This is a genomic window from Streptomyces sp. NPDC000404, from assembly GCF_040300365.1.
Lineage (GTDB): Bacteria > Actinomycetota > Actinomycetes > Streptomycetales > Streptomycetaceae > Streptomyces > Streptomyces ramulosus.
Genome location: NZ_JBEPDN010000009.1, coordinates 134,621 through 158,577 on the forward strand (window position 1 = coordinate 134,621; position 23,957 = coordinate 158,577).

Genomic DNA, 23,957 nt, shown 5'->3' on the forward strand with positions numbered 1-23,957 from the left:
CGCTCGGCCCCGGGCGGCCTGTACGGGTACCGGCCTCTCCCGGGAGCGCCCCGTGCGGCCCGCCTCATGGGCCGCGCTCCCACCCTCCGTACGGGCGCGCCCGGCGCCGGCGCACCCGCCCCGGGCCCGCCCCACCGGACAGGGTCACGCCCTCGGGCTCACCCACCGCCCCGGCGCCACCCGGCCCGCCCGCCGTATCCCGGCCGACCCACGCACCCCTGACACCACACCAGGAACCCGCGCCTCCGCCGAGGTTCCCCAGGTACCGGCGGTGCGCGGCCGTGCGCAGGGGCGGAGCGGGGGCCCGGCGAACTGGCCGGTAATCGCCGACGGGCCCCGGGCGGCCCGTACCGCGGGGCATGCCACCGTCCAACCAGGGCAGGCGGACAGCAACCCCCCACGGGTGTGTCCGACCCGGCGGCCGCCCGCGCCCCTCCTCCAGCGGGCGGCCGCCGCGTCGTACGGGCGGGGCGCGGCACACCCGGCACCACGCGCCCCGCGCCGCCCCTACGGGCAGAGCAGGCGGGCTTACACCGTTCCCGTAAGGGACGGGCCGAGGCGGGCCGGACCCCGGGAGGGACGACCCCGGGACCGGCCGCGTACCCCCGGCCGGCCGCCCTCCCGCCGTCCCGGTGAGCCGCGCCACACCGGCCCGTCGTCGGGGCCGGGGCGGGGTCCGATAGCCTGGCGGACAGGTCTCTCGATACCAAGAGACTCGTCGAGAGTCGTCGATGAGACCTCGAAAACGGGCAGACACCCACCGCCACCCAAGGTGGACCGGGGCTTGCCCCCGGAACACATCGCGCAGGAGATCGCCATGACCCGCACTCCCGTCAATGTCACCGTCACCGGCGCCGCCGGCCAGATCGGTTACGCCCTCCTCTTCCGCATCGCCTCCGGTCACCTGCTCGGCGCGGACGTGCCGGTCAAGCTGCGCCTGCTGGAGATCCCCCAGGGCCTGAAGGCCGCCGAGGGCACCGCCATGGAGCTGGACGACTGTGCCTTCCCGCTGCTCCGCGGCATCGACATCTCGGACGACCCGAACGTCGGCTTCGACGGCGCCAACGTCGCCCTCCTCGTCGGCGCCCGCCCCCGCACCAAGGGCATGGAGCGCGGCGACCTGCTGGAGGCCAACGGCGGCATCTTCAAGCCGCAGGGCAAGGCCATCAACGACCACGCCGCGGACGACATCAAGGTCCTCGTCGTCGGCAACCCGGCCAACACCAACGCCCTCATCGCCCAGGCCGCCGCGCCGGACGTGCCGCGTGAGCGCTTCACCGCGATGACCCGCCTCGACCACAACCGTGCGCTCTCGCAGCTCTCCAAGAAGACCGGCGCCCCGGTCTCCGAGATCCGCAAGCTCACGATCTGGGGCAACCACTCCGCCACCCAGTACCCCGACATCTTCCACGCCGAGGTGGCCGGCAAGAACGCCGCCGAGGCCGTGAACGACCAGGCGTGGTTGGCCGACGAGTTCATCCCGACCGTCGCCAAGCGCGGTGCGGCGATCATCGACGCCCGTGGCGCCTCCTCCGCCGCCTCCGCCGCCAACGCCGCCATCGACCACGTCCACACCTGGGTCAACGGCACCGCCGACGGCGACTGGACCTCCATGGGCATCCCCTCGGACGGCTCCTACGGCGTCCCCGAGGGCCTCATCTCGTCGTTCCCGGTCACCACCAAGGACGGCAAGTACGAGATCGTCCAGGGCCTGGAGATCAACGACTTCTCCCGTGAGCGCATCGACGCCTCCGTCAAGGAGCTGTCGGAGGAGCGCGACGCCGTCCGCGGTCTCGGCCTGCTCTGATCCGTGCCGCCGGTGGCCGACCGCCCCGGCGTACGCACCCGGCGCACGGCCACGGGCCCGCGCGGTCCCAACGGATCGCGCGGGCCCGGCCGTTGCGCCGTCCGCGCGGCGAACACGCTGGCCGGAAAGCGGCCGTCTCCCCTATGCTGCCGCTCCGTAGACCGCGCGGCGGAGGGGCTGTTCAGGGCCCGGGTCTCGGTTCCGGACCGCGCTTGGGGGGAAGAGCGGTGAGTCAGACGAACGTGCCTGCCCAGCCGGGCGACCACGACCGGACATCCTTCGACAAGGGGCCGGCCACGCCGCCGCCCCCGGGGGCGCCACCGCCCGCCTCCGTCCCGCCCGCCGCCAGCGAGGCCACCCGCCTGCTGTGCGCCGGCACCTACCTGGACGGCGCCTACCGCGACGCCGTCATCGAGGAGCTGTACGTCCACGAGGAGCGGTTCGCGGCGCCGTCCCTGGGCATCGACGCGGCCCGCGTCCTCGCCCACGCCCTGCGCGCCCGCCGCCTCGAACTGGGCTGGGCCGCCGCCCTCCTGGGCCTGTGGCTCGCCTCCGTCCCGCTCTCGTACGGCCTGACCATGCTCTACGCCTGGCCCGTGGTGCTGCTGGGCCTCGGCAGGTTCGTGCGGCGGCTGCCGCTGCCGTACTGGCTGGCGGCCGGTATCGCGTTCCTGTTCCGCTGGTGGGGACGGTTCAGCGCGGCCTGGATCGCGGTGTTCCTGGTGGCCGGGGCGTTCGGTGCCACTGTGTCCCTGCTGGAATGGCTCCTGCCGTGGTCGTCCGGTAGCAGCTACTCCAGCTTCGGGGTCGAGGGCACCGAGTCGAGCGGCTGGACCGAGTCCGGCGCCTTCGACGACAGCGCCTCGTCCGGTCCGAACGCCTTCCACATGTGGGTCACGCTGCTGCTGCCGGTCGCCGTGGCCGCCCTCGTCGCCCTGCAGCGCCACCGGACCGCCCGCGTCCTCCAGGAGGAGCTGTCCCGCACCCGCTTCCCCGACCTGCACCGCGACCCGGCCGAGCAGCACACCGGCGCCCGCTTCCAGCGGCTGCGCGCGCGGATCCGCACCGAGCAGCACGGTCAGCTGGTGATGTACCGGCCCGGCGACCCGTTCCGCGGCGCCGGGGAGGCGTACGGCACCTGGTCGCTCTCGGTGGAGCTGCGGCCCCGTAAGGACGCCGAGGTCCGGCAGCTCGACAACGCCGCGTTCCTGGAGCGCATCGTCCCCCTGGTCGAGGCGCTGCGGGTGCCCTCGGCGTACCGTTCGCCGCAGGCCAGGGCCGTGGTCCGGGACCGGCTGCGGGAGCTGGAGGCCGATGAGTGCGTCTTCCTGCCGGCGGACGGCATCCCGGCGCGCGCCGCGGCCCCGTACGCCCCCGCGGAGCTGGCCCGGCACCGCGCCGAGGCGGTCGAGGAGGGCGGCGAGACCCGCCGCCACTTCCTGCGCATCCGGATCGGCGGCTGGCACGAGGGCCTGGTGACGACGGTCTTCGTCCGGGTCCACACCCAGGGCGGCATGCTGATGCTGGAGGTCGCGCCGCATGTGCTGTGGCCGGTGCGGCAGGAGTTCCAGGACGCCGACCGCCTCGCCCACCACGAGGCGCACCTCCACCCCGTCGTCCGGGGTCTGCGGGCGCTGACCGGCACGCCGCGCGCCGGGGGGCGTGCGGTCGCCACCCTCGCGCGGGGGCTGCGCTCCGTGTGGCGGCTGGCCACCGGCGGCCACGCGGCCGCGCTGCCCGAGGGCCCCGGCCTCTCGGTGCGGGAGCTGGGCTCGTACGGCGACGCCTCGCTCTTCCAGGACATGGACGCCGCCCGGTACCTCAAGACCGTCCAGCAGCGGGTCGCGGCCGGGGTGACCACCGCGCTGCGGGAGGCCGGGTACGTCACCGAGGAGTTCGAACAGCGCGTGGTCAACGTCGCCGAGGGCGGCGTCTACATCGAGTCCGCCCAGGGAGCGGTGGGCATCGGCGATCACAACACCGTCACCCACAACGACCGGCGCGGTGGCGCGCCCACGGAAGGGGCCACACGTGGCAACCGCTGACGACCAGGGCCAGGGCATCCGCATCGGCACCGTGAACGGTGCCCTCGCCATCGGGAACAACAACACCGTCACCCAGAACAACGGCGCGGTCCCGGCCACCGACCCGGCGCACGAGGAGCTGCTGCGTGCCGTCCGGGAACTGCGCCAGGACCTCGCCCGCGCGGTGACGACGCCGCAGATCGAGGCGCTGGGCGGGGAGTTGGCGGAGACCGAGACGGAGATCGAGGCACAGGGCGCGGCGGGCGCCGGGCGGCTGGCCCGGCTGCGGACCGCGCTCGCCGACGCCGGTTCCGTCGTCGGACTGCTGGCCTCCGGAGCGGCGGTCGCCGAGGCCGTCGCCGGGCTGGTGGGCGGATGACCGCACACGGCGGTGGCGCCGCCCGTTGGAACAGCGAGACGCAGCAGTGGGACGACGGCGCCCCGCCGCCCGCGCCCTACACCGGCCCGCCGCCGCCCCGCCCGGCCTGGACCCCGCCGCCCGCCCCGGCCACGCCGCCGGCGCCGGCGGGCGGCGGCACACCGGACGGCACCGGGACGCCCCCGCCCGCGGCTCCGGCCGCCCCGGCCGCTCCGCCGCCCGCCGCCCCGGACCCCGCTCCGTACCCCGGTCAGGCCGCGCTGGACGCGCTCCCGGGGAGCATGGCGTGGGACGAGCGGCCGACGGTCGCCGGGCGCCGCTCCTCGCGCCGGACGGTCGCGCTGGCGGCGGGCGCCGCGGTCGCCGTCATCGGGCTGGGCTTCGGCGGCGGCTGGCTGCTGTGGGGACAGCACGGCGCGCCCGCCGCGAAGCCCGCCGCGCCCACCACGGCGGCGAGCAGCCGGACGTCGTACCCGGAGCTGCCCGCGGAGCCCACCGAGCCGTCGCCGACCGGCACCGGTCTCCCCGAGGGCTTCCATCTCGTCCACAACACCGAGAAGGACTTCACCCTCGCCGTACCGGAGGAGTGGCAGCACGACTCCCGTACGGACGGCGAGTTCTACACCTCGCCGGACGAGCGCGGGCTGGTGCAGGTCTTCGAGATACGCGAGCCGGACGAGACGCCCCGCCACTCCCTGGCGACCGCCGCGAAGAACCTGGCGGGCAACCCCGGCTACACCGAGATCGAGCGCGGCGATTTCGGCGACGGCGCGCCCTCCCCGGACGCCGCCAAGCTGGTCTACGCCTACGACAGCGCGCAGCTGGGCGAGCGGGTGCAGGTGGTGGACTGCGCGTTCACCACCGACGACGGCCGGCAGTTCGCGGTCCTGGTCCGCGGCCCCGCCACCGACTGGCCGCAGCAGGAGACGACGCTCCGGGCGGCGCTCAACGCGTTCGTCCCGCACGCCTGAGTGACACGCCTGAGTGAGGGGCGTCCGCCCGGCGCCCGACGACGTGGCGGACGCCGGGCGCCGGGCCCGGATCCTGACGACACGGCATACGCCCGGCGCTCGACGGCGTGACGGGCGTACGCCCTGATGGCGGGCCGGGCGCGGCGGCCCGCCCGGCCACTGAGCCCGGTGGTCCGCCGCCGGGCGTCCGGCCCGCCGCTCACCCCGGAAGCTCGGTCCGCTCCCACCACTCGTAGACCGGCAGCCGGCCCTCCTCCGTCTCCTCGTGCCGGCCGGTGGCGCGGAAGTGTTCGTAGCCGTTGCGCCAGGCGATCTTGATCTCCGGTCCCGGTGGCTCGATCGGCACGATCCGCTCCGGGAAGTCGGCGGGCCCGCCGCTCAGCACTGCCTTCGTCTCCGTGTCAGCCATGCCCGGATTGTCGTCCCGGGCCCGCCGTCGCCGGGCGGCACCACGCCGACGCGGTACGCGCCGGGGCGGCGACGGGCGCACGGACGGCGGACGCTTTCCGGCCGGGCACCGGCACCACCCCCACAGGTGGTTTGCCCGCCGACCCGACGCCCTACGGGCGGCCCGCTGCTCACACTGCGGGCATGACGGAAGACGGTGAGGAAGTCCCCGCGTACCGCACCATCCGGGTCACCGCGCAGGACGGCCCGGTGGCGGAGCTGTCCGAGGAGGAGGCGTGGCGGGCGCGGGAGCGCTATCCGGAGATCCTGGGCACGGGCGGCCCGGTCTTCTGCGCCGCGCGCGAGCGGGAGGAGGGCGGCTGGGAGGTGCGGTGCGTCGGTGGCAGCGGGCCGCAGACCGCCCGGGACGCGCTGGCCGCGGAGTTCCGGCGGCGGGCCCGGCACTCCGCCCGCACGGCGCACGCGCCCGCGTATCTGGCGGCCGCCGCCCGTCTGGAGCGGGAGCGGCCCGACGAACTGACCGTCCTGGGGGAGCGGTACCGCGTCGTCCGCTGTGAGGAGTTCGTCCGGATGGGCCCCGACGGGCCCGAGCCGCCGCGCCCCTCGGACCCGGACCCGGCGATGTGCGGCGACGCCTGCCGCCCAAGCCGGACGAAGGGCTTCATCATCGATCCGGCGGTCGGCACGGGCATGTCGGACGGCGTCCTCAAGCTCGATCTGCTGCAGTTCGTCCGGGCGGAGGGCTCGGCGCCGCCGGACGTCGAGCGGGACGAGCGGCGGGCGGCGGTCAGCCATCCCGGCGGGGTGCTGCTCCCGGCGGCGTTCATGGTCGCCGAGCGCACCGGCGGCGAGTGGCAGGCGCACACCGCGTCCTGCGACACCCCGCAGGACGCCCGCGACGCGCTGACGATGTGGCTGCGCGTCCTCGCCCCCGTCACCCTCAAACTGGCCGGCGCGGAGCGGGAGGCGTACGAGCGGGCCGGCGACCGGCTGGCCCGGCGGCCCGGCAACGACGTGCGCGTCGAGGGCCGTCCGGGCCGCTGCTTCAAGGTGGTACGCGTCGAACGGCTGGTCCGCATCGGCCCGGACGGCCCGGAGGGCCCGCGCCCCTCCGACCCGGACCCGGACACCCCGTCCGCGGAACGGGCCCGGCAGCCCGACGGCGCCCCGGAACGCGGCCGGAGCTGAGGCAGGGCCCCGGGGAGCGGTCAGTCCCGGGGGAAGTCCTCGGTGGCGAGCGTGATGCCGACGACCGTGCCGGTCAGGTCGACGGGCTCGCCGTAGGCGAGGGTGAGGTCGCTCTTGTAGTCGCCGTCCTGCGGGTGGGTGAAGACCCGGCAGCGGGCGGTGTACGGGTCGGCGATCAGATACACCGGCACCTCGGCCCGCGCGTAGGCGGTCTTCTTGGGGCCGTAGTCGTTGACCCCGGTGCCCCGAGCGACCACCTCGGCGACGAACTCGATGTCCTGGTGGCGCCAGCGGCCGTGGGCGTCCTTCTCGGCGTCGGCGGTGAGCGCCACCACGTCGGAGGCGAAGCCGTTCATATGCCCGGGGAAATCGATCCGGACGTCGGACTTCACCCGGTTTCTCGGGTAACGGTCCCGCAGCGCCTCGATGATGATGAGAATGATCTCCCAGTGCGCATCCCGCTGCGGCGACATGAAAACGGTCCCCTCGACGATCTCGACCTTGTAGCCCTCGGGGACTGGCATCTTCTCCAGGCGCCCGAACAGCTCGTCCAAGCTGAGGTCGCCGAACTGGGGCATGTCGATCCTGTCGGTCTCGATTACGTCGGTCCGTACGAGGCTGATGGTCATCGTGCCGCTCCTCCCCGCTGCCGCGCGGCGCGGGCAGCCGCACGGTCCAACGACACGCGCGGGGGTGCGTTACGTGCGTACGTGCGAAAAACGTTCCTCTTTGCGTACGGGGAGAGGGAGTTGGCGCGGCCCCCGTCCCTCCCTCACGTCTTCTGGGGCGGCGGTTTCGCCCCCGGGAGCTGGTCCTCGACCTCGGTGATCTCCATCGTCCGGGCGGCGGCCGGGGTCTTCGGTGAGACGTGGGTGCCGTAGTTGCTGAGGAGGATCGTCGCGGTCTGGTGGTCGACCTCGGCGGTGAGGCGGCGGGGGACGTGTTTGCCGTCGATGGCGACGTAGAGGGTCTGGCGGGCGCCGCCGCGGGTCTTGAGGATGGGCAGGACGCGGGTGCCCTCCTGGACGGTCGGTTCGCCCTTGGACAGGGTGAGCTTCGGCTGGGGGGAGGCGCCCGGCGGGGTCGGGGTGGGGGATTCGGGGCTGCCGGAGCCGGCGGTCTGCTTCTGGAAGGCGGCCAGGTCGCAGGCGGCGGCGATGCTCGCGGGGAGCGGGTCGTCGGTGGTGCCGTGCAGGTAGCGGCCCTTGACGCGGGCGATCACGGAGGCGGCGGCGTCCGCGGAGAGCTGGCCCTTCCAGAACGCGTCGTCCGGCTTGAGCCAGACCTGCCGGCCGTGCTTGATCAGCTCGACCTTGCCGTAGCGGCCCTTGCTGACGGCGCCGGTGCAGTCACCGGAGCGGTTCATGGTGACGTCGAGGCGGGTGGCGTCGACGCTGGTGCTGGTGCGCAGCCGCAGCGAGGTCGCCGCGAGCAGTTCCTTGCGGGCCAGCTCCGAGATCTGTTCGGCGGATTTTCCCGCCAGATCCCCCTCGCCCCCGGAGTCGCGCGGCTGCGCGCTTCCGGTGCCCGCGAGGCCGCCCAGAAGGGCCGCGCCGCAGGTCAGGGCGGTGATGCCGGTGGCGGTTCGGCGTCTGCTGATCATCCATGGACCTCCGCACCGAGGGAGCCGTACGTGGGGACGTACGGCTATTCAGGGTACGTATGGGGACATTCGGCCGCACATTGAGTGACTCGGGCCACTTTCAGCGAATGGTTGGGCATAGCTGTAGAGGTTTCGGGGAGGGGTCCCCGTTGCTGGTGTGAACCAGTGGAAGAAAGATCGGTAACGGAAGGCAGAACAGCGTGTCGGCAAGCGAGACCATTCACGTAGACGGGGTGTGGCGCGCCGCCGCATCCGGCGCCACGCGGGAGGTCCTCGATCCCGCCGACGCCACGGTGATCCAGCTGGTGGCCGAGGGGGGCGCGGAGGACGCCGACGCGGCGGTGGCCGCGGCCCGCCGCGCCTTCGACGACGGCAGCTGGTCCGCCACGCCGGTCGCCGAGCGCGCGGCCCTGCTGCGCCGCGTCGCCGACCTGCTCCAGCGCGACCGCGAGGAGATCGCGCTCATCGAGAGCCGCGACACCGGCAAGACGCTGGAGGAGGGCCGGGTCGACGTCGACGACGTCACCAACGCCTTCCGCTACTTCGCCGACACCGTCATGAACGAGAGCGGCGGCCGGGTCGTCGACGCCGGCTCCGCGGACGTGCACAGCGTCGTCGTCCACGAGCCGGTCGGCGTCTGCGCGCTGATCACGCCGTGGAACTACCCGCTGCTCCAGGCCAGCTGGAAGATCGCCCCGGCGCTCGCCGCGGGCAACACCTTCGTCATCAAGCCCAGCGAGGTCACCCCGCTGTCGACGGTGCACCTGGTGAAGCTGCTGGCCGAGGCGGGTCTGCCGAACGGCGTCGCCAACATCGTCACCGGCGCCGGCGTGCCGGTCGGCCAGCGCCTCGCCGACCACCCGGACGTCGACCTCTTCTCCTTCACCGGCGGCCTGGTCAGCGGCACCAAGGCGGGTGCCGCCGCGGTCTCCGGCGCCAAGAAGATCGCCCTGGAGCTGGGCGGCAAGAACCCCAACGTGGTCTTCGCCGACGCCTGCGCCACCGAGGAGGGCTTCGACACCGCCGTCGACCAGGCGCTGAACGCCGCGTTCATCCACAGCGGCCAGGTCTGCTCGGCCGGCGCCCGCCTGATCATCGAGGAGTCCGTCAAGGACCGCTTCGTCAGCGAGCTGGCCCGCCGCGCCGAGAAGATCAAGCTCGGCCGCGGCACCGAGGACGGCGTCGAGTGCGGCCCGCTCGTCTCCCAGCAGCAGCTGGACAAGGTCGAGGCGTACGTCGCCTCCGCGCTCGCCGAGGGCGCGCAGCTGCGCAGCGGCGGCTCCCGCCCCGAGCCCAGCGACATCCGCCCGGCGACCGGCTACTTCTACTCCCCGACCGTCCTCGACGGCTGCCACCGGGAGATGAAGGTGGTCCGCGAGGAGACCTTCGGGCCGATCCTCAGCGTCGAGACCTTCACCACCGAGGACGAGGCCGTCGCGCTCGCCAACGACACCGAGTACGGCCTGGCCGGCGCGGTCTTCTCCGGCAACTCCGCCCGCGCCCGCCGCGTCGCCGCCCGGCTGCGCCACGGCACCGTGTGGATCAACGACTACCACCCCTACCTCCCGCAGGCGGAGTGGGGCGGCTTCGGCAAGTCGGGCATCGGCCGTGAGCTGGGCCCGTCCGGTCTGGACGAGTACCGCGAGTCCAAGCACATCTACGAGAACCTCCGGCCCGAGCCGGTCCGCTGGTTCGGCGGCTGATCAGGCCGCACGGCGGGCGGCGTCCCCGACGGCCGCCCGCCGCCCCGCCGGGGCCCGGCCCCGGCCGCCCGGGGCCGCCCCCGCCCCGCGTCGCCGCCCACCCCTCCGCGGCACCGCACCCCCCACGCAGCAGCTCAGGCACTGTGCACGAAGGAGTACCCGTATGCCCCCGTCTTCCTCCGCAGCCCGCACCGTCACGGCCGACTACGTCATCGTCGGCGGCGGTACCGCGGGATCGGTGATCGCCTCGCGGCTGACCGAGGACCCGAACGTCAGCGTCGTCGTCATCGAGGGCGGCCCCACCGACATCGACCGTGAGGACGTGCTGACGCTGCGCCGCTGGCTCGGCCTGCTCGGCGGCGACCTCGACTACGGCTACACCACCACCGAGCAGCCGCGCGGCAACTCGCACATCCTGCACAGCCGCGCCAAGGTCCTCGGCGGCTGCTCCTCGCACAACACGCTGATCTCCTTCAAGCCGCTGCCGTCCGACTGGGACGAGTGGGAGGCCGCGGGCGCCACCGGCTGGGGCGCCGCGAAGATGGACCCCTACTTCGGCAAGCTCCGCAACAACATCGTGCGGGTCGCCAAGAAGGACCAGAACGCCATCGCCACCGACTGGGTCGAGGCCGTCAAGACCGCGCTGGACGTGCCCGAGGTCGTCGGCTTCAACGACCAGCCCTTCGACGAGGGCGTCGGCTTCTTCGACCTCTCGTACCACCCGGAGAACAACAAGCGCTCCTCCGCCTCCGTCGCCTACCTCCACCCGCACATGGAGGCCGGCGACCGCCCCAACCTCACGCTGCTGCTGGAGACCTGGGTCGACAAGCTGGAGCTGGACGGCACCCGCGCCACCGGCGTCCACGCCCGTACGAAGGACGGCGAGGAGCTGTTCGTCGAGGCCGGGCGCGAGGTGCTGCTCTGCGCCGGCGCGGTGGACACCCCGCGGCTGCTGATGCTCTCCGGCATCGGCCCGAAGAAGGACCTGGAGGCGCTGGGCATCGATTGCGTCCTGGACCTGCCGGGCGTCGGCGAGAACCTCATCGACCACCCGGAGTCGGTCATCGTCTGGGAGACCAACGGGCCGCTGCCCGGCAACTCCGCGATGGACTCCGACGCGGGCCTGTTCATCAAGCGCGACGCGGACCACAAGGGTCCCGACCTGATGTTCCACTTCTACCAGATCCCGTTCACGGACAACCCGGAGCGACTGGGCTACGAGCGCCCCGAGCACGGCGTCTCGATGACCCCGAACATCCCCAAGTCCCGCGCCCGCGGCCGCCTCTACCTCACCTCGGCCGACCCCGAGGTCAAGCCCGCCCTCGACTTCAAGTACTTCGAGGACGACGAGGACTACGACGGCCGGACCCTCGTCGACGGCATCAAGCTGGCGCGGAAGGTCGCCGAGGCCGAGCCGTTCAAGAAGTGGCTCAAGCGCGAGGTCTTCCCCGGCCCCGAGGTCACCGACGACGCGGAGATCAGCGAGCTGGTCCGCAAGGCCGCGCACACCGTCTACCACCCCGCCGGCACCTGCAAGATGGGCGCCAAGGACGACGAACTCGCCGTCGTGGACCCGGAGTTGAAGATCCGTGGTCTGTCGCACGTGCGGATCGCCGACGCCTCGGTCTTCCCGACGATGCCCGCGGTCAACCCGATGATCGGCGTCCTGATGCTGGGGGAGAAGGCCGCCGAACTGCTTCAGGAAGCCCCGGCCCAGGGAGGTGATGCCTGATGGCTGCCACCGCCGCCGACGCCTCCGGCATAGCCACCGCCGACGCCGGGACCGACGCCGGGGCCCAGGCCCCGGCGGTCCCCGCCCCCGTCCCCGCCCCTGCCGCCGGCGAGGAGAGCACCGACCGCGACGTCGTCTTCTCCGCCCGCAACCTGTGGAAGGTCTTCGGCCCCAAGGCCGACCGCATCCCCGACGACGCCACCCTGACCGGCCTGAGCGTCGCCGAGGTGCGCGAGCGCACCGGCTGCACGCCCGCCGTCCGCGACGTCTCCTTCGACGTCCGCAAGGGCGAGGTCTTCGTCGTCATGGGCCTCTCCGGTTCCGGCAAGTCCACCCTCGTGCGCTGCCTGACCCGGCTCATCGAGCCGACCGGCGGCACCCTGGAGATGGACGGCGAGGACGTCCTCGGCATGGACCGCACCACCCTGCGCGACCTGCGCCGCCGCCGCGCCGCCATGGTCTTCCAGCACTTCGGTCTGCTGCCGCACCGCACCGTCCTCGACAACGTCGCCTACGGCCTGGAGATCCAGGGCGTCGGCAAGGCCGAACGCCGCGAGCGGGCCGCCGAGATGGTGGAGAAGGTCGGCCTCGCCGGACTGGAGAAGCGCCGCCCCGGCCAGCTCTCCGGCGGTCAGCAGCAGCGCGTCGGCCTCGCCCGCGCCCTCGCCGTCGACCCCGAGATCCTGCTGTTCGACGAGCCGTTCAGCGCCCTCGACCCGCTCATCCGCCGCGACATGCAGGAGGAAGTCGTCCGCCTGCACCGCGAGGAGGGCCGGACGATGGTCTTCATCACCCACGACCTCGCCGAGGCGCTGACCGTCGGCGACCGCATCGCCCTGATGCGCGACGGCGAGATCGTCCAGCTGGGAACGCCCGAGGAGATCGTCGGCTCCCCGGCCGACGACTACGTCCGCGACTTCGTCCGCGACGTGCCGCGCGAGCAGGTCCTCACCGTCCGCCGCGCCATGCGCCCGGCCGAGGACGGCGAGGCCGACCAGGGCCCGGCGCTGGCGCCGACCACCCTCATCTCCGACGCCATCGAGGCCGTCGCCCGCTCCGGCGGCGCCGTCCGCGTCGCCGAGAACGGCCGCTGCCTGGGCATCGTCGACCACGCCTGCCTGCTGAACGTCGTGGCCCGGATGGACGGCGCCCGCACCGAGGTGGCCGCCTGATGTACCCCGCCACCCCCCACGGCGTCGCCCTGCGCGGCGCCCGCGTCCCCCACACCCCCGTGCTGCCGCGGCTGCGTGCCGCGCTGCGGCGGCACTGGCGCGAGGCGCAGCGCGCCGCCGCCATGAACGTGCCGGCCGGCACCGTGAAACGGGGCCGCGCATGAGTGCCGCCACCGTCACCACCGCGCCCGACGCCTCGTCCGCCGGCCCGCTGAAGGCCCTGCTGCGCCACCGTTCACTGGCCAAGCTGGTGCTGCTCGCCGTCGTCGCCGCGGTCCTCGTCCCGCTGCTGCACGCCAAGTGGTCCGGCGGGGCGTGGCCCGAGGCGCTGACCGTCGATCTGTCCAAGCCGCTCGGCAGCGCCAGCGACTGGATCATCGACAACCGCGACAGCCACCCGCTGTTCGTCTACTTCCTCGGCCACCTCTCCAACGCCGTCGTCCTCTCCGTCCGCGGCGTCTACCTGGTGCTGCTCGCACTGGGCTGGACGGGCGTGACCGCCGGCGTCACCCTCGTCGCCTGGCGCGTCGCCGGCTGGCGCATCGCCGCCACCGCCCTGCTGTCCTTCCTGGTCAGCGGCGTGCTGGGGATGTGGGTGCCGACGATGCAGACCCTCGCGCTGATGATCGTCGCGGTCATCGCCTCGGTCGTCGTCGGCGCGCTCCTGGGCCTGGCCGGCGGGCTGTCGGACCGGATGTTCCGGCTGCTGCGCCCGGTCCTGGACACCATGCAGGTGCTCCCGGCCTTCGCCTATCTGCTGCCTGTCGTGCTGATCTTCGGCATCGGCGTGCCCGCCGCGCTGCTGGCCACCGTCGTCTACGCGGCGCCGCCGATGGCCCGGCTCACGGCCCTCGGGCTGCGCGGCGCGGACGCCGGTGTCCTGGAGGCCGTCACCTCGCTGGGCGCCACCGGACGGCAGCGGCTGCTGACCGCCCGGCTGCCGCTGGCCCGCAAGGAGCTGCTGCTCGGCCTCAACCAGACGATCATGATGGCGCTGTCCATGGCCGTGATCGCCTCGATGATCGGCGCCGCCGGTCTCGGCGACCGCGTCTACCAGGCCCTCGCCTCCGTCGACGTCGGCGCGGCCCTGGCCGCCGCCGTCCCGATCGTGCTGCTCGCCATCGTCATGGACCGCACCACCGCCGCGGCGGGCGAGAAGGCCGGGGCCGCGGGCGCCACCGGACCCGCCCTGCTGCGCGGCTGGCGCGGCTGGGCCGGCGTCGCCGCCGTCACCGCCGCGGCCGTGGCCGCCGGACGGCTGGCCGGCTCCACCGTCTGGCCGACCGGCGCGACCGTCGCCATCGCCCGGCCCGTCAACGACGCCAAGGAGTGGATGGTCGACCACCTCTACTCCGGCGTCCCCGTCGTCGGCGGCACCGCCGACTGGGCCGCGCACTTCACCAACTGGGTCCTCAACCCGCTGCGCGACGGCCTGACCGCCCTGCCCTGGTACGCGGTGCTGCTCATCGTCGGCGCGCTGGCCTGGCTGATCGGCACCTGGCGCACCGCGCTGACCGCCGTCCTCGCGATGGCCGCGATCGGCGTGCTCGGCGTGTGGAAGCCGTCGATGAACACCCTGTCGCAGGTGCTCGCCGCGCTCGTGGTGACGCTGGTCATCGGCGTCGGCACCGGCATCCTCGCGGCCGGCAGCAAGCGCCTGGAGGCGATCCTCCGCCCGGTCCTGGACGTCATGCAGACCATGCCGCAGTTCGTCTACCTGATCCCGGTCGTCGCGCTGTTCGCCGTGGGCCGCGCCCCGGCCGCCGCCGCCGCGGTCGTCTACGCGCTGCCCGCCGTCATCCGCATCACCACCCAGGGCCTGCGCCAGGTCGACCCGGCGGCGATGGAGTCGGCGACCTCGCTCGGCGCCACCCGCTGGCAGATCCTGCGCCAGGTCCAGCTCCCGCTGGCCCGCCCGGCGCTGCTGCTCGCCGTCAACCAGGGCGTGGTCCTCGTCCTCGCCGTCGTCATCATCGGCGGTCTGGTCGGCGGCGGTGCCCTCGGCTACGACGTCGTGACCGGCCTCGCCACCGGCGATCTGGCCCTCGGCCTCGTCGCGGGCGTCGCCATCGTCTGCCTGGGCCTGATGCTCGACCGCGTCACCCAGCCCACCCAGCGCCGCGCCGCGAAGGGAGCCTGACCATGTCCCGTATCCGCAAGATCGGCACCACGGCCGGGGCCTCGCTGCTGGCGGGGGCGGCGCTGCTCGCGCTGTCCGGCTGCGGCAAGGCCGACATGACCAAGCAGGCGTCGCCGTTCGCCGCCGCCAAGGGCACCAAGTCCGTGACGCTCTCCGTCCAGACCTGGATCGGCGCGCAGTCCAACGTCGCGGTCGCCAAGTACCTCCTCGAACACGAGATGGGGTACCACGTCGACACCGTCCAGGTGGATGAGATCCCCGCCTGGGACGCGCTCAGCCAGGGCCGCGTCGACGCGATCCTGGAGGACTGGGGCCACCCGGACCAGGAGCAGCGCTACGTCAAGGACAAGAAGACGATCACGGACGGCGGCGGCAACGGCGTCACCGGCCACATCGGGTGGTTCGTCCCCAAGTACTGGGCCGACAAGCACCCCGAGGTCACCAGCTGGAAGAACCTCAACAAGTTCGCGAAGCAGCTCCGCACCCCGGAGAGCGGCAACAAGGGCCAGCTGATGGACGGCTCGCCGTCCTACGTCACCAACGACAAGGCGCTGGTGAAGAACCTCGGCCTGGACTACCAGGTCGTCTTCGCCGGCTCCGAGGCGGCGCAGATCACCCAGATCCAGCAGTTCGCCAAGGAGAAGAAGCCCTTCCTGACGTACTGGTATGAGCCGCAGTGGCTCTTCAACCAGGTCCCGATGGTCGAGGTGAAGCTGCCGAAGTACACCGACGCGTGCGCGGAGAAGGGCGCGAAGGACCCGTCGACCATCGACTGCGCCTATCCGACGACACCGCTGAAGAAGTTCTTCAACACCGACTTCGCGAAGAGCGGCAACGCCGCCTCGAAGTTCCTGAAGTCCTTCCACTGGACCAAGGACAACCAGAACGAGGTCTCCGAGATGATCGCCGCGGACCGCCTGACCGCCGACGAGGCGGCCGAGCGCTGGGTGAAGAAGCACCCGGACGTGTGGAAGAAGTGGGTGCCGAAGAAGTGACCGCCGACGGCCGGTGAACGCATCCGGGGCGCGGCCTCGTATCCCTTCGGGGACGCGGGCCGTGCCCCGGATCGTTCTCAGGGTGCGCCGATGGATCAGACGGTGCCGAACTGCCCGTCCTTGACGCCTGCCACGAAGGAGGAGAACGCGGCGGCGGGGAAGGCGAGGGCCGGGCCGTGCGGGTCCTTGGAGTCACGGACGGGGACGATGCCGCGCGCGGCGGCGAGGTTGGCGGCGACCTCGATGCACTGGCCGCCGTTGCCGCTGTAGGAGGACTTGAACCAACGGGGGGATTCGGTCGTCACGGGGAGCCCTTTCGCAACTGCTCGATCATGGCCACGGATTCCGCCTGGGAGAGCGCTTCGGCCTGTAGCTGATGGTAGGCCGTCAGTATGGGCAGTACGAACGAACTTTCCCGTTCGAGATGGCCCCGGTGCGTGGACTCCGCGTAGGACATCAGCGAGCGGTCCGGCATCGTGAGCAGGGTGACGGGCAGGCTGAACGGTCTGCGCGCTCCCATGGAGAACGGCGCAATCTGCAATACGGAGTTCGGCAGCTCGGCGAACTCCAGCAGGCGTGCGAACTGGGCAGCCATGACAGCGGGCGCGCCCATCGGACGGCGGACGCATCCCTCGTCGAGCACCGCGAGGATCAGCGGCGACGGCGACCGCATGAGGGCGGCTTGCCGCTGCGCCACCAGATCAACCCGCTCGTCGGCTTGCTCAGGGGTGATCGCCTCCCGCCGTACCGCGTCCGCTTCCAGCGCCGCCGCATACTCCGGTGTCTGGAGCAGCCCGGGGATGACGCCTACCTCGTACAGCCTGATCTCCGCGGCTCTCGCCTCATGCGTGACGTACTCCGGGAACCCTTCGATGAGTGCGGTGTAACGCACGGCCCGCGCCTGGCGTTGCAGCCGGTCTCCCGCGCCGAGGGCCCTGTCAGCGCTCACCGCGAAATGGGGAGTTGGCGGGCGGCGCCCGGTTTCGACGGCGGAAATGTGCGTACCGGAGCACCCCATGCGCTCCGCCAGCTCGTCCTGCGTCCAGCCGTGCTCGTCCCGCAGTGCGCGGAGCAGCTGCCCGAAGCGCGCTGCGGGTGACCTTTCGGGGTCCAGTTCCTTGCGGTTGACCACCTGGACAATCAACTCCCCCATTGAGCGGCGCAAGTTGAGGATGGCCCGACTGCAGGGCACGGCGAGCCTCACTGGTGGTGGAGTCACTGCCAGGAGTTAAGGGGTGCTCTCGTGACCGAACAGGACGCGGCCGTACGGGGCCGGGAGGTCGTCCCGGCCCCGCCCCCGTCATACGCCCCGCAGCTCCCGCGCCGCGGCCGCCACCGCCGCCATCGCCCGGCGCTGCTGCCCCGGGCCGAAGGTGACGCGGGAGGCGCCGAGCGCGCCCAGCTCTCGGGGGGACGGGCCGTCGGGCGTGGCCAGTGCGTTGAGCGGCAGGCCGATTCCGGCGGCGAGCGCCGCCAGGTCCGCCGGGGGAGCCAGGATCGGATAGACGCAGTCCGCCCCGGCCGCCGCGTAGAGCCGCCCGCGCCGCACGGTCTCCGCCGTCCCGCCCGCGCCGCGGACGTAGGTGTCGATCCGGGCGTTGATCACCAGCGCGTCGCCCGCCTCGGCGCGGACCTGTGCCAGCCGCTCGGCCTGGCGTTCCGCGTCGACCAGCCCGGCCGAGGCGCGGTCGCCGTCCTCCAGGTTGCAGCCGACCGCGCCCGCCTCGGCCAGCCGCGCCACCAGCTCCTTGGCGCCGAGCCCGTAGCCGTCCTCGACGTCGGCGGAGACGGGCACGTCCACCGCTCGGGCGATCCGGCCGATCGCGGCGAACATCTCGTCCGGCGGGACGTCGCCGTCCGCGTACCCGAGGGACGCGGCCACCCCGGCGCTGGGCGTGGCGAGCGCCGGGAACCCGGCGTCGGCGAAGACCTTCGCGCTGCCCGCGTCCCACGGGCCCGGCAGCACCAGCGGCAGCCCGGGCCCGTGGTGCAGCGCGCGCAGCGCGGCGGCGCCGGTCAGCACGGCGCGCCGCCGGGCCGGGCGGGCGTCAACCCCGCGGCCACCGGATTCACACCTGACCCGGGGCCATCCGGGTGGTCACCGCGATGCGGTTCCACGCGTTGATGGTGATGATCAGCGAGATCAGCTGGGCGATCTCGGCCTCCTCGAAGTGCGCCGCGGCCCGCGCGTACACCGCGTCCGGCACGAAACCGTCGGTCAGGACGGTCACCGCCTCGGTCAGCGCCAGCGCCGCCTGCTCCTTCTCGGTGAAGAAACCGGCCGCCTCCTCCCAGGCGCTGAGCAGGTAGATCCGCTCCTCGCTCTCGCCGTTCTTGCGGGCGTCCTTGGTGTGCATGTCCAGGCAGAACGCGCAGTGGTTGATCTGCGAGGCGCGGATCTTGACCAGCTCGGCCAGGGCCGGGTCGATGCCCTTACGGGAGGCCGCGTCCAGCGCGATCATGGACTTGTAGACCTCGGGGGCCAGCTCGGCCATCCGCAGCCGGGGGGCGTGGGCGGTCGGGTTCTCGGTGGTGTTCGTGGTCGTCATGGCACCGAATCTACGACCGCAATGGCTCTCGCGTATGGTCCACTTCCATGGACAATTCCTGGGCCACTTCCTGGGACGCCTTCGGCCGCGACCTCCATCTGGACCTCGCCGGACCGGGCGGCCTGCGGGCCGGCCTCATACGGGCGCTGCGCGAGGCGGCCCGCACCGGACGGCTCGCCCCCGGCACCCGCCTGCCCTCCTCCCGCACCCTCGCCGCCGACCTCGGCATCGCCCGCAACACCGTCGCCGAGGCGTACGCCGACCTCGTCGCCGAGGGCTGGCTCAGCGCCCGCCAGGGCTCCGGCACCCGTATCGCCGACCGCACCCCGCCCCGCCCGGTGCCCGCCCGCCGCACCCCGCCCACCGGCCGCCCCGCGCCCCGCTTCGACCTCACCCCCGGCACCCCGGACGTCTCCGCCTTCCCCCGCGCCGCCTGGCTCGCCGCCGCCCGCCGGGCGCTGAACGCCGCCCCGAACGACGCGCTCGGCTACGGCACCCCGCAGGGCCGCCCCGAACTGCGCACGGTCCTCGCCGACTACCTCGCCCGGGTCCGCGGCGTCCGCGCCGACCCGGACCGCATCGTGATCTGCGCCGGGTTCATGCAGGGCCTCGCCCTCGTCGCCCGCGCGCTGACGGCCGCCGGCGGCCCGGCCGCCGCCCCCGCCGTCGCCACCGAGGGCTACGGCCTCGGCTTCCACCGCGACGTCCTCACCCGCGGTGGCCTGCGCACCGTCCCCCTCACCGTCGACGCCCTCGGCGCCCGCACCGCCGAACTCCCCTCGCACCAGGGGCTGTCGGCGGCCCTGCTCACCCCGGCCCATCAGTTCCCCACCGGCGTCCCGCTCCACCCCGACCGCCGCGCCGCCGCCCTCGACTGGGCCGTGGCGCACGACGGCTGGATCCTGGAGGACGACTACGACGGCGAGTTCCGCTACGACCGGCAGCCGGTCGGCGCGCTCCAGGGCCTCGACCCGGACCGGGTGGTCTATCTGGGCACCGCCAGCAAGAGCCTCGCCCCGGCGCTGCGGCTGGCGTGGCTGGTTCTGCCCGACCGCCTCGTCGACCCCGTCCTCGCCGTCAAGAGCGGCGGCGAATGGCAGTCCGGCGCCCTCGACCAGCTCACCCTCGCGGAGTTCATGACCTGCGGCGGCTACGACCGCCATGTGCGCGGCTCGCGGCTGCGCTACCGGCGGCGCCGCGACCGTCTGGTGGCGGCCCTCGCCGCGCACGCCCCGCACATCGAGGTCTCCGGCATCGCCGCCGGGCTGCACGCCGTCCTCGAACTCCCGCCCGGCACCGAGCAGTCCATGATCGAGGCGGCCCGCTGGCAGGGCCTCGTACTGAACGGGCTGAACGCCTTCCGCGACCCGGCGGCCCGCGCGATGCCCGCCCGCGACGGCCTCGTCGTCCCGTACGGCCGACCCCCGGAACACGCCTTCGGCGGCGCCCTGGAGGCCCTGCTACGGGCCCTGCCCCCCGACCCCGCCGCGGGCACCCACTAGGGTTGGCATGTTCCTGCTACTGCTCCACGGGGGAGACGGAAGATGGCCGAAAAAGCACACCGCCGGCTGCGCTCGGGCACGGTGATCCTCGGCGGCATGGGCGTCCTCGCCGCGACGCTGACCGCCTGCAGCTCGGAGCCCGACAAGCGCTGCGTGGACCGCAACAGCTACGACGCCGCCCGCGGCTACCGCGTCGTCGACGCCAAGTACTGCAGCCCCGGCAGCGACACCTCGTCCCACTACGGCACCGGCAACCGCCGCACCGGCAAGCAGTCCGTCAAGGGTCAGTGGTACTACGGCGGCTCCGGCAAGTCCGGCTCCTACGCGGGCGACGGCTCCTTCAGCAAGGGCGGCTCGGTCAGCCGCGGCGGCTTCGGCCACTCCGGCTCCAGCGGCGGGTGAGCGAGCGTGCAGCGCCACACCCTCACCCCGCGCCCCGGCTGGCAGCAGACCGTCGAGGAGCAGGGCCTGATCTACCCGCTCACCCGCTACCCGGACGGTGAGCTGCGCCCGTACTGGGACGAGAGCGCCTACTACTCCTTCACGCTGCCCGAGGTCGAGGCGCTGGAGGAGACGGTCGAGGAGCTGCACACGATGTGCCTGGCCGCCGCCGAGCACCTCGTCACCCACGGCCGCCTCGCCGACCTCGGCGTCCGCGACCCGCGCGTCGCCGAACTGATCACCGAGTCCTGGCACCGCCGCGCCGAACTCCCCTCCCTCTACGGCCGGTTCGACCTGCACTACGACGGCACCGGCCCGGCGAAGATGCTGGAGTACAACGCCGACACGCCGACCTCGCTGGTGGAGGCGGCGAGCCCGCAGTGGTTCTGGATGGAGGAACGCTTCCCCGGCGCCGACCAGTGGAACTCCCTCCACGAACGCCTCGTCGACGCCTGGAAACGCCAGGCCCCGCTGCTCCCGCCCGGTGCCCCGCTGCACTTCGCGCACTCCGCCGGGGACGAGCTGGGCGAGGATCTGATGACCGTCGCCTACCTGGAGGAGACCGCCCGCCAGGCGGGTCTGGAGACGGTCGCGATCCCCGTCGAGGAGATCGGCTGGGACGGCCTGACCGGCCGCTTCGTCGACCAGCGGCTGCGCTTCATCCGCGCCTGCTTCAAGCTCTACCCCTGGGAGTGGCTGACCACCGACGCCTTCGGACCGCACGTCCTGGACACCCTCGACAACGGCGGCGGCACCGGTACCACGCTGTGGATCGAACCGGTCTGGAAGATGCTGCTCTCCAACAAGGCGCTGCTGGCCATCCTCTGGGAGCTGTACCCGGACCACCCCAACCTCCTCCCCGCCTACCTCGACGGCCCCCGCGAGCTGGCCGCCACCACCGGCTACGCCGCCAAGCCGCTGCTGGGCCGCGAGGGCGAGGGCGTCACCCTCCACCCGCCGGGCGCCCCGGCGGCGCCGCGCGAGCCCGAAGACCGCTGCTGCTACCAGCAGTTGGCGCCGCTCCCGGACTTCGACGGCAACCGCACCGTCCTCGGCGCCTGGGTCGTCGAGAACGAGGCGGCGGGGCTGGGCATCCGCGAATCGTCCGGGCTGATCACGGACGAGTACGCGCGGTTCCTGCCGCATGTGATCCGCTGAGGGCGCGGGGGCGGGCGCGGGATCCCGGCCCGCCCTCCCGCCGCGCTCCCCGCACGCCCCGCGGTCCCCGGAGTACGCCCCCGCGCCCGCCGGACGGGCCCGCGCGCCCCGGGTGCCGCCGCCCGCCGCCGACCTCGCGCGGGAGAGTTTCCCGGACCTGAGACAATCGACGGCATGGCTCACGATCTCCCGCGGGTGCTCTCCGGCATCCAGCCCACCGCAGGCTCGTTCCACCTCGGCAACTACCTCGGTGCCGTCCGCCAGTGGGTGGCGCTCCAGGAGTCCCACGACGCCTTCTACATGGTCGTCGACCTGCACGCGATCACCGTCCCGCAGGACCCCGCCACGCTGCGGCAGAACACCCGCGTCGCGGTGGCACAGCTGCTCGCCGCCGGGCTCGACCCGGAGAAGTGCACCCTCTTCGTGCAGAGCCATGTGCCCGAGCACGCCCAGCTCGGCTGGGTGATGAACTGCGTCACCGGTTTCGGTGAGGCGTCGCGGATGACGCAGTTCAAGGACAAGTCCGCCAAGCAGGGCCAGGACCGCACCACCGTCGGCCTGTTCACCTACCCCGTGCTGATGGTCGCCGACATCCTGCTCTACCAGGCAGATCAGGTCCCGGTCGGTGAGGACCAGCGCCAGCACCTGGAGCTGACCCGCGACCTCGCGGACCGCTTCAACGCCCGCTTCGGCGACACCTTCACGGTCCCCAACCCGTACATCGTCAAGGAGACCGCGAAGATCTTCGATCTTCAGGACCCGTCGATCAAGATGAGCAAGTCGGCGTCCTCGCCGAAGGGCATCATCGACCTCCTCGACGACCCCAAGGCCACCGCGAAGAAGATCAAGAGCGCCGTGACGGACACCGACACCGTCATCCGCTTCGACCGCGAGGCCAAGCCCGGCGTCTCCAACCTCCTCACCATCCTCTCCACCCTCACCGGCACCGGCATCCCCGAGCTGGAGAAGGAGTACGAGGGCAAGATGTACGGCGCCCTCAAGACCGACCTGGCGGGCGTCATGGTCGACTTCGTCACACCCTTCCGGGACCGTACGCAGGGTTACCTCGACGACCCGGCGACGCTCGACGCGATCCTCGCGAAGGGCGCCGAGAAGGCCCGCGCGGTGGCCGCCGAGACCCTGGCCACCGCCTATGACCGGCTGGGATTCCTCCCCGCCGCTCGCTGACCGGCACCCCGCCGGGCCGGTCGTACACCGGCCCGGCGGCCCCCGGACGGACCACCGAAAGCGGCCCCGCCGGCCGCCCCGCCCCGCCCGCCCGGGGCCCGCACCGCCGCCCGGCGGTGCCCACACGCGTCACACTGGTCACGGTGCGACGCCTCGGACGAAGCGGCGCACCCCGCCGTGCGGCCCCCTGCGGGGCGGCCGCCGGCACCGCGCACACAGTGGAGGGAGAACTCAGTGGGGACCGTAACGCTGGGCGTTTCGATCGCGGTCCCGGAGCCTTACGGCAGCTACCTCCAAAGGCAGCGCGAAGGCTTCGGCGACGCCGCCGCACACGGCATCCCCACCCACATCACCCTGCTGCCACCGACCGAGGTGGACCGGGCGGCGCTGCCCGCCGTCGAACGGCACCTCGCCGAGGTCGCCGCGGGCTGCCGCCCCTTCCCGCTGCGGCTGGAGGGCACCGACACCTTCCGCCCGCTGTCGCCCGTCGTCTTCGTGAAGGTCGCCGAGGGCGAGGAGGGCTGCGCCGCCCTCCAGGCCCGCGTCCGCGCCGCGGGCGGGCCCTGCGCCCGCGAACTGCAGTTCCCGTACCACCCGCACGTCACCGTCGCCCACCACCTCGACGACGCCGCGATGGACCGCGCCCAGCACGAACTCCGCGACTTCCGCGCCACCTGGACCATCGGCGGCTTCGCCCTCTACGAGCAGGGCGCCGACGCGGTCTGGCGCCTGGAGCGCGAGTACCCCTTCGGCCCCCGCCCCGTGACCGTCCCCCGCCAGGCAAATCTGACGCGGCCCCCGGCCCCTTCCTGCTGAACGGACGCGCGGCGGGCGCACGGCGGCGGCACGACGGCCGCACGACGGTCCTACGGCGGTGAGGACGCGGGCCCCGCGGCGCCGGGCCCACCGCTCGGGGTCCCCGGCCGCACGAGGGCCATCGCGATCCGGCCCGTACGAGGCGGCCGCACCCCGGCCCGCACGAGGCGGCCGCGCCCCG

The 23,957-nt window shown here is 73.4% G+C and carries 23 protein-coding genes; 16 read left to right on the forward strand and 7 right to left on the reverse strand.

What is annotated here, in order from left to right; genetic code table 11:
- The first annotated feature begins 817 nt into the window (after positions 1-817).
- The 4 genes from ABT345_RS18980 to ABT345_RS18995 all read left to right on the forward strand — a co-directional run bounded on the left by ABT345_RS18980 (position 818) and on the right by ABT345_RS18995 (position 5,181).
- Positions 818-1,807, forward strand: a complete 990-nt coding sequence (locus ABT345_RS18980; RefSeq protein WP_345079686.1) for a malate dehydrogenase — start codon at positions 818-820, stop codon at positions 1,805-1,807.
- Positions 1,808-2,034: 227 nt separating this feature from the next.
- Positions 2,035-3,852: an AbeC-like domain-containing protein gene (locus ABT345_RS18985; RefSeq protein ID WP_345079689.1), complete on the forward strand. Its 1,818-nt coding sequence runs from the start codon at positions 2,035-2,037 to the stop codon at positions 3,850-3,852.
- On the forward strand, positions 3,839-4,210 hold the full coding sequence (locus ABT345_RS18990; RefSeq protein WP_345079692.1) for a hypothetical protein: 372 nt from the start codon (positions 3,839-3,841) through the stop codon (positions 4,208-4,210). Before ABT345_RS18985 ends, ABT345_RS18990 begins: the two co-directional genes overlap by 14 nt.
- Positions 4,207-5,181, forward strand: a complete 975-nt coding sequence (locus tag ABT345_RS18995; protein WP_345079695.1) for a serine/threonine kinase C-terminal domain-containing protein — start codon at positions 4,207-4,209, stop codon at positions 5,179-5,181. The genes ABT345_RS18990 and ABT345_RS18995 overlap by 4 nt, the downstream gene beginning before the upstream one ends.
- 199 nt (positions 5,182-5,380) lie before the next feature.
- Here the strand turns inward: ABT345_RS18995 and ABT345_RS19000 are convergent, their stop codons facing one another.
- Entirely contained in the window at positions 5,381-5,590 is a 210-nt protein-coding gene (locus ABT345_RS19000) for a DUF5988 family protein (RefSeq protein WP_345079698.1), read from the reverse strand.
- Positions 5,591-5,772: 182 nt separating this feature from the next.
- On the opposite strand from ABT345_RS19000, the gene ABT345_RS19005 reads away from it, so the two are divergent.
- Positions 5,773-6,777 (forward strand): DUF5954 family protein, encoded by a 1,005-nt coding sequence (locus tag ABT345_RS19005; RefSeq protein WP_345079701.1) that lies wholly within the window; start codon positions 5,773-5,775, stop codon positions 6,775-6,777.
- Between the two features lie 20 nt (positions 6,778-6,797).
- On the opposite strand, the gene ABT345_RS19010 is transcribed toward ABT345_RS19005, so the two are convergent.
- Positions 6,798-7,406, reverse strand: coding sequence for a Uma2 family endonuclease (locus tag ABT345_RS19010; RefSeq protein WP_345079704.1), 609 nt, complete (start codon positions 7,404-7,406; stop codon positions 6,798-6,800).
- A gap of 143 nt (positions 7,407-7,549) precedes the next feature.
- Entirely contained in the window at positions 7,550-8,380 is an 831-nt protein-coding gene (locus ABT345_RS19015; RefSeq protein WP_345079707.1) for a hypothetical protein, read from the reverse strand.
- 200 nt (positions 8,381-8,580) lie between these two features.
- Here ABT345_RS19015 and ABT345_RS19020 point away from each other — a divergent pair, with 200 nt between their 5' ends.
- The 6 genes from ABT345_RS19020 (at position 8,581) to ABT345_RS19045 (ending at position 16,122) form a co-directional block, all read left to right on the forward strand.
- Positions 8,581-10,083, forward strand: coding sequence for an aldehyde dehydrogenase family protein (locus ABT345_RS19020; protein ID WP_345079710.1), 1,503 nt, complete (start codon positions 8,581-8,583; stop codon positions 10,081-10,083).
- Positions 10,084-10,246: 163 nt separating this feature from the next.
- Complete coding sequence (locus ABT345_RS19025) at positions 10,247-11,815, forward strand: GMC family oxidoreductase (protein WP_345079714.1); 1,569 nt, start codon at positions 10,247-10,249, stop codon at positions 11,813-11,815.
- Positions 11,815-12,987, forward strand: a complete 1,173-nt coding sequence (locus tag ABT345_RS19030; RefSeq protein WP_345079717.1) for a quaternary amine ABC transporter ATP-binding protein — start codon at positions 11,815-11,817, stop codon at positions 12,985-12,987. The genes ABT345_RS19025 and ABT345_RS19030 overlap by 1 nt, the downstream gene beginning before the upstream one ends.
- Positions 12,987-13,151, forward strand: coding sequence for a hypothetical protein (locus tag ABT345_RS19035; RefSeq protein WP_345079720.1), 165 nt, complete (start codon positions 12,987-12,989; stop codon positions 13,149-13,151). Before ABT345_RS19030 ends, ABT345_RS19035 begins: the two co-directional genes overlap by 1 nt.
- A complete protein-coding gene (locus tag ABT345_RS19040) occupies positions 13,148-15,127 on the forward strand; it encodes an ABC transporter permease (RefSeq protein WP_345079723.1) in 1,980 nt (659 codons plus the stop codon). The genes ABT345_RS19035 and ABT345_RS19040 overlap by 4 nt, the downstream gene beginning before the upstream one ends.
- A 2-nt stretch (positions 15,128-15,129) precedes the next feature.
- Positions 15,130-16,122, forward strand: coding sequence for an ABC transporter substrate-binding protein (locus tag ABT345_RS19045; RefSeq protein WP_345079726.1), 993 nt, complete (start codon positions 15,130-15,132; stop codon positions 16,120-16,122).
- A gap of 95 nt (positions 16,123-16,217) precedes the next feature.
- On the opposite strand, the gene ABT345_RS19050 is transcribed toward ABT345_RS19045, so the two are convergent.
- The 4 genes from ABT345_RS19050 to ABT345_RS19065 all read right to left on the reverse strand — a co-directional run bounded on the left by ABT345_RS19050 (position 16,218) and on the right by ABT345_RS19065 (position 18,671).
- A complete protein-coding gene (locus ABT345_RS19050; protein WP_345079729.1) occupies positions 16,218-16,427 on the reverse strand; it encodes a DUF397 domain-containing protein in 210 nt (69 codons plus the stop codon).
- Positions 16,424-17,254, reverse strand: coding sequence for a helix-turn-helix domain-containing protein (locus ABT345_RS19055; RefSeq protein ID WP_345079927.1), 831 nt, complete (start codon positions 17,252-17,254; stop codon positions 16,424-16,426). Before ABT345_RS19055 ends, ABT345_RS19050 begins: the two co-directional genes overlap by 4 nt.
- A 168-nt stretch (positions 17,255-17,422) precedes the next feature.
- Positions 17,423-18,145: an isocitrate lyase/PEP mutase family protein gene (locus ABT345_RS19060; protein ID WP_345079732.1), complete on the reverse strand. Its 723-nt coding sequence runs from the start codon at positions 18,143-18,145 to the stop codon at positions 17,423-17,425.
- Between the two features lie 46 nt (positions 18,146-18,191).
- The gene (locus ABT345_RS19065) at positions 18,192-18,671 is read right to left on the reverse strand and encodes a carboxymuconolactone decarboxylase family protein (RefSeq protein ID WP_345079735.1); all 480 of its coding nucleotides are present in this window, start codon (positions 18,669-18,671) and stop codon (positions 18,192-18,194) included.
- Positions 18,672-18,718: 47 nt separating this feature from the next.
- Here ABT345_RS19065 and pdxR point away from each other — a divergent pair, with 47 nt between their 5' ends.
- From pdxR to ABT345_RS19090, 5 genes are all read left to right on the forward strand, one after another.
- The gene (pdxR, locus tag ABT345_RS19070) at positions 18,719-20,173 is read left to right on the forward strand and encodes a MocR-like pyridoxine biosynthesis transcription factor PdxR (protein ID WP_345079737.1); all 1,455 of its coding nucleotides are present in this window, start codon (positions 18,719-18,721) and stop codon (positions 20,171-20,173) included.
- A gap of 42 nt (positions 20,174-20,215) precedes the next feature.
- On the forward strand, positions 20,216-20,575 hold the full coding sequence (locus ABT345_RS19075; protein ID WP_345079740.1) for a hypothetical protein: 360 nt from the start codon (positions 20,216-20,218) through the stop codon (positions 20,573-20,575).
- A 6-nt stretch (positions 20,576-20,581) separates the two neighbouring features.
- Positions 20,582-21,772, forward strand: a complete 1,191-nt coding sequence (locus tag ABT345_RS19080; protein ID WP_345079743.1) for a glutathionylspermidine synthase family protein — start codon at positions 20,582-20,584, stop codon at positions 21,770-21,772.
- A gap of 174 nt (positions 21,773-21,946) precedes the next feature.
- A complete protein-coding gene (gene trpS, locus ABT345_RS19085; RefSeq protein WP_345079746.1) occupies positions 21,947-22,960 on the forward strand; it encodes a tryptophan--tRNA ligase in 1,014 nt (337 codons plus the stop codon).
- 234 nt (positions 22,961-23,194) lie between these two features.
- Entirely contained in the window at positions 23,195-23,776 is a 582-nt protein-coding gene (locus ABT345_RS19090) for a 2'-5' RNA ligase family protein (protein ID WP_345079748.1), read from the forward strand.
- Positions 23,777-23,957: the final 181 nt, after the last annotated feature.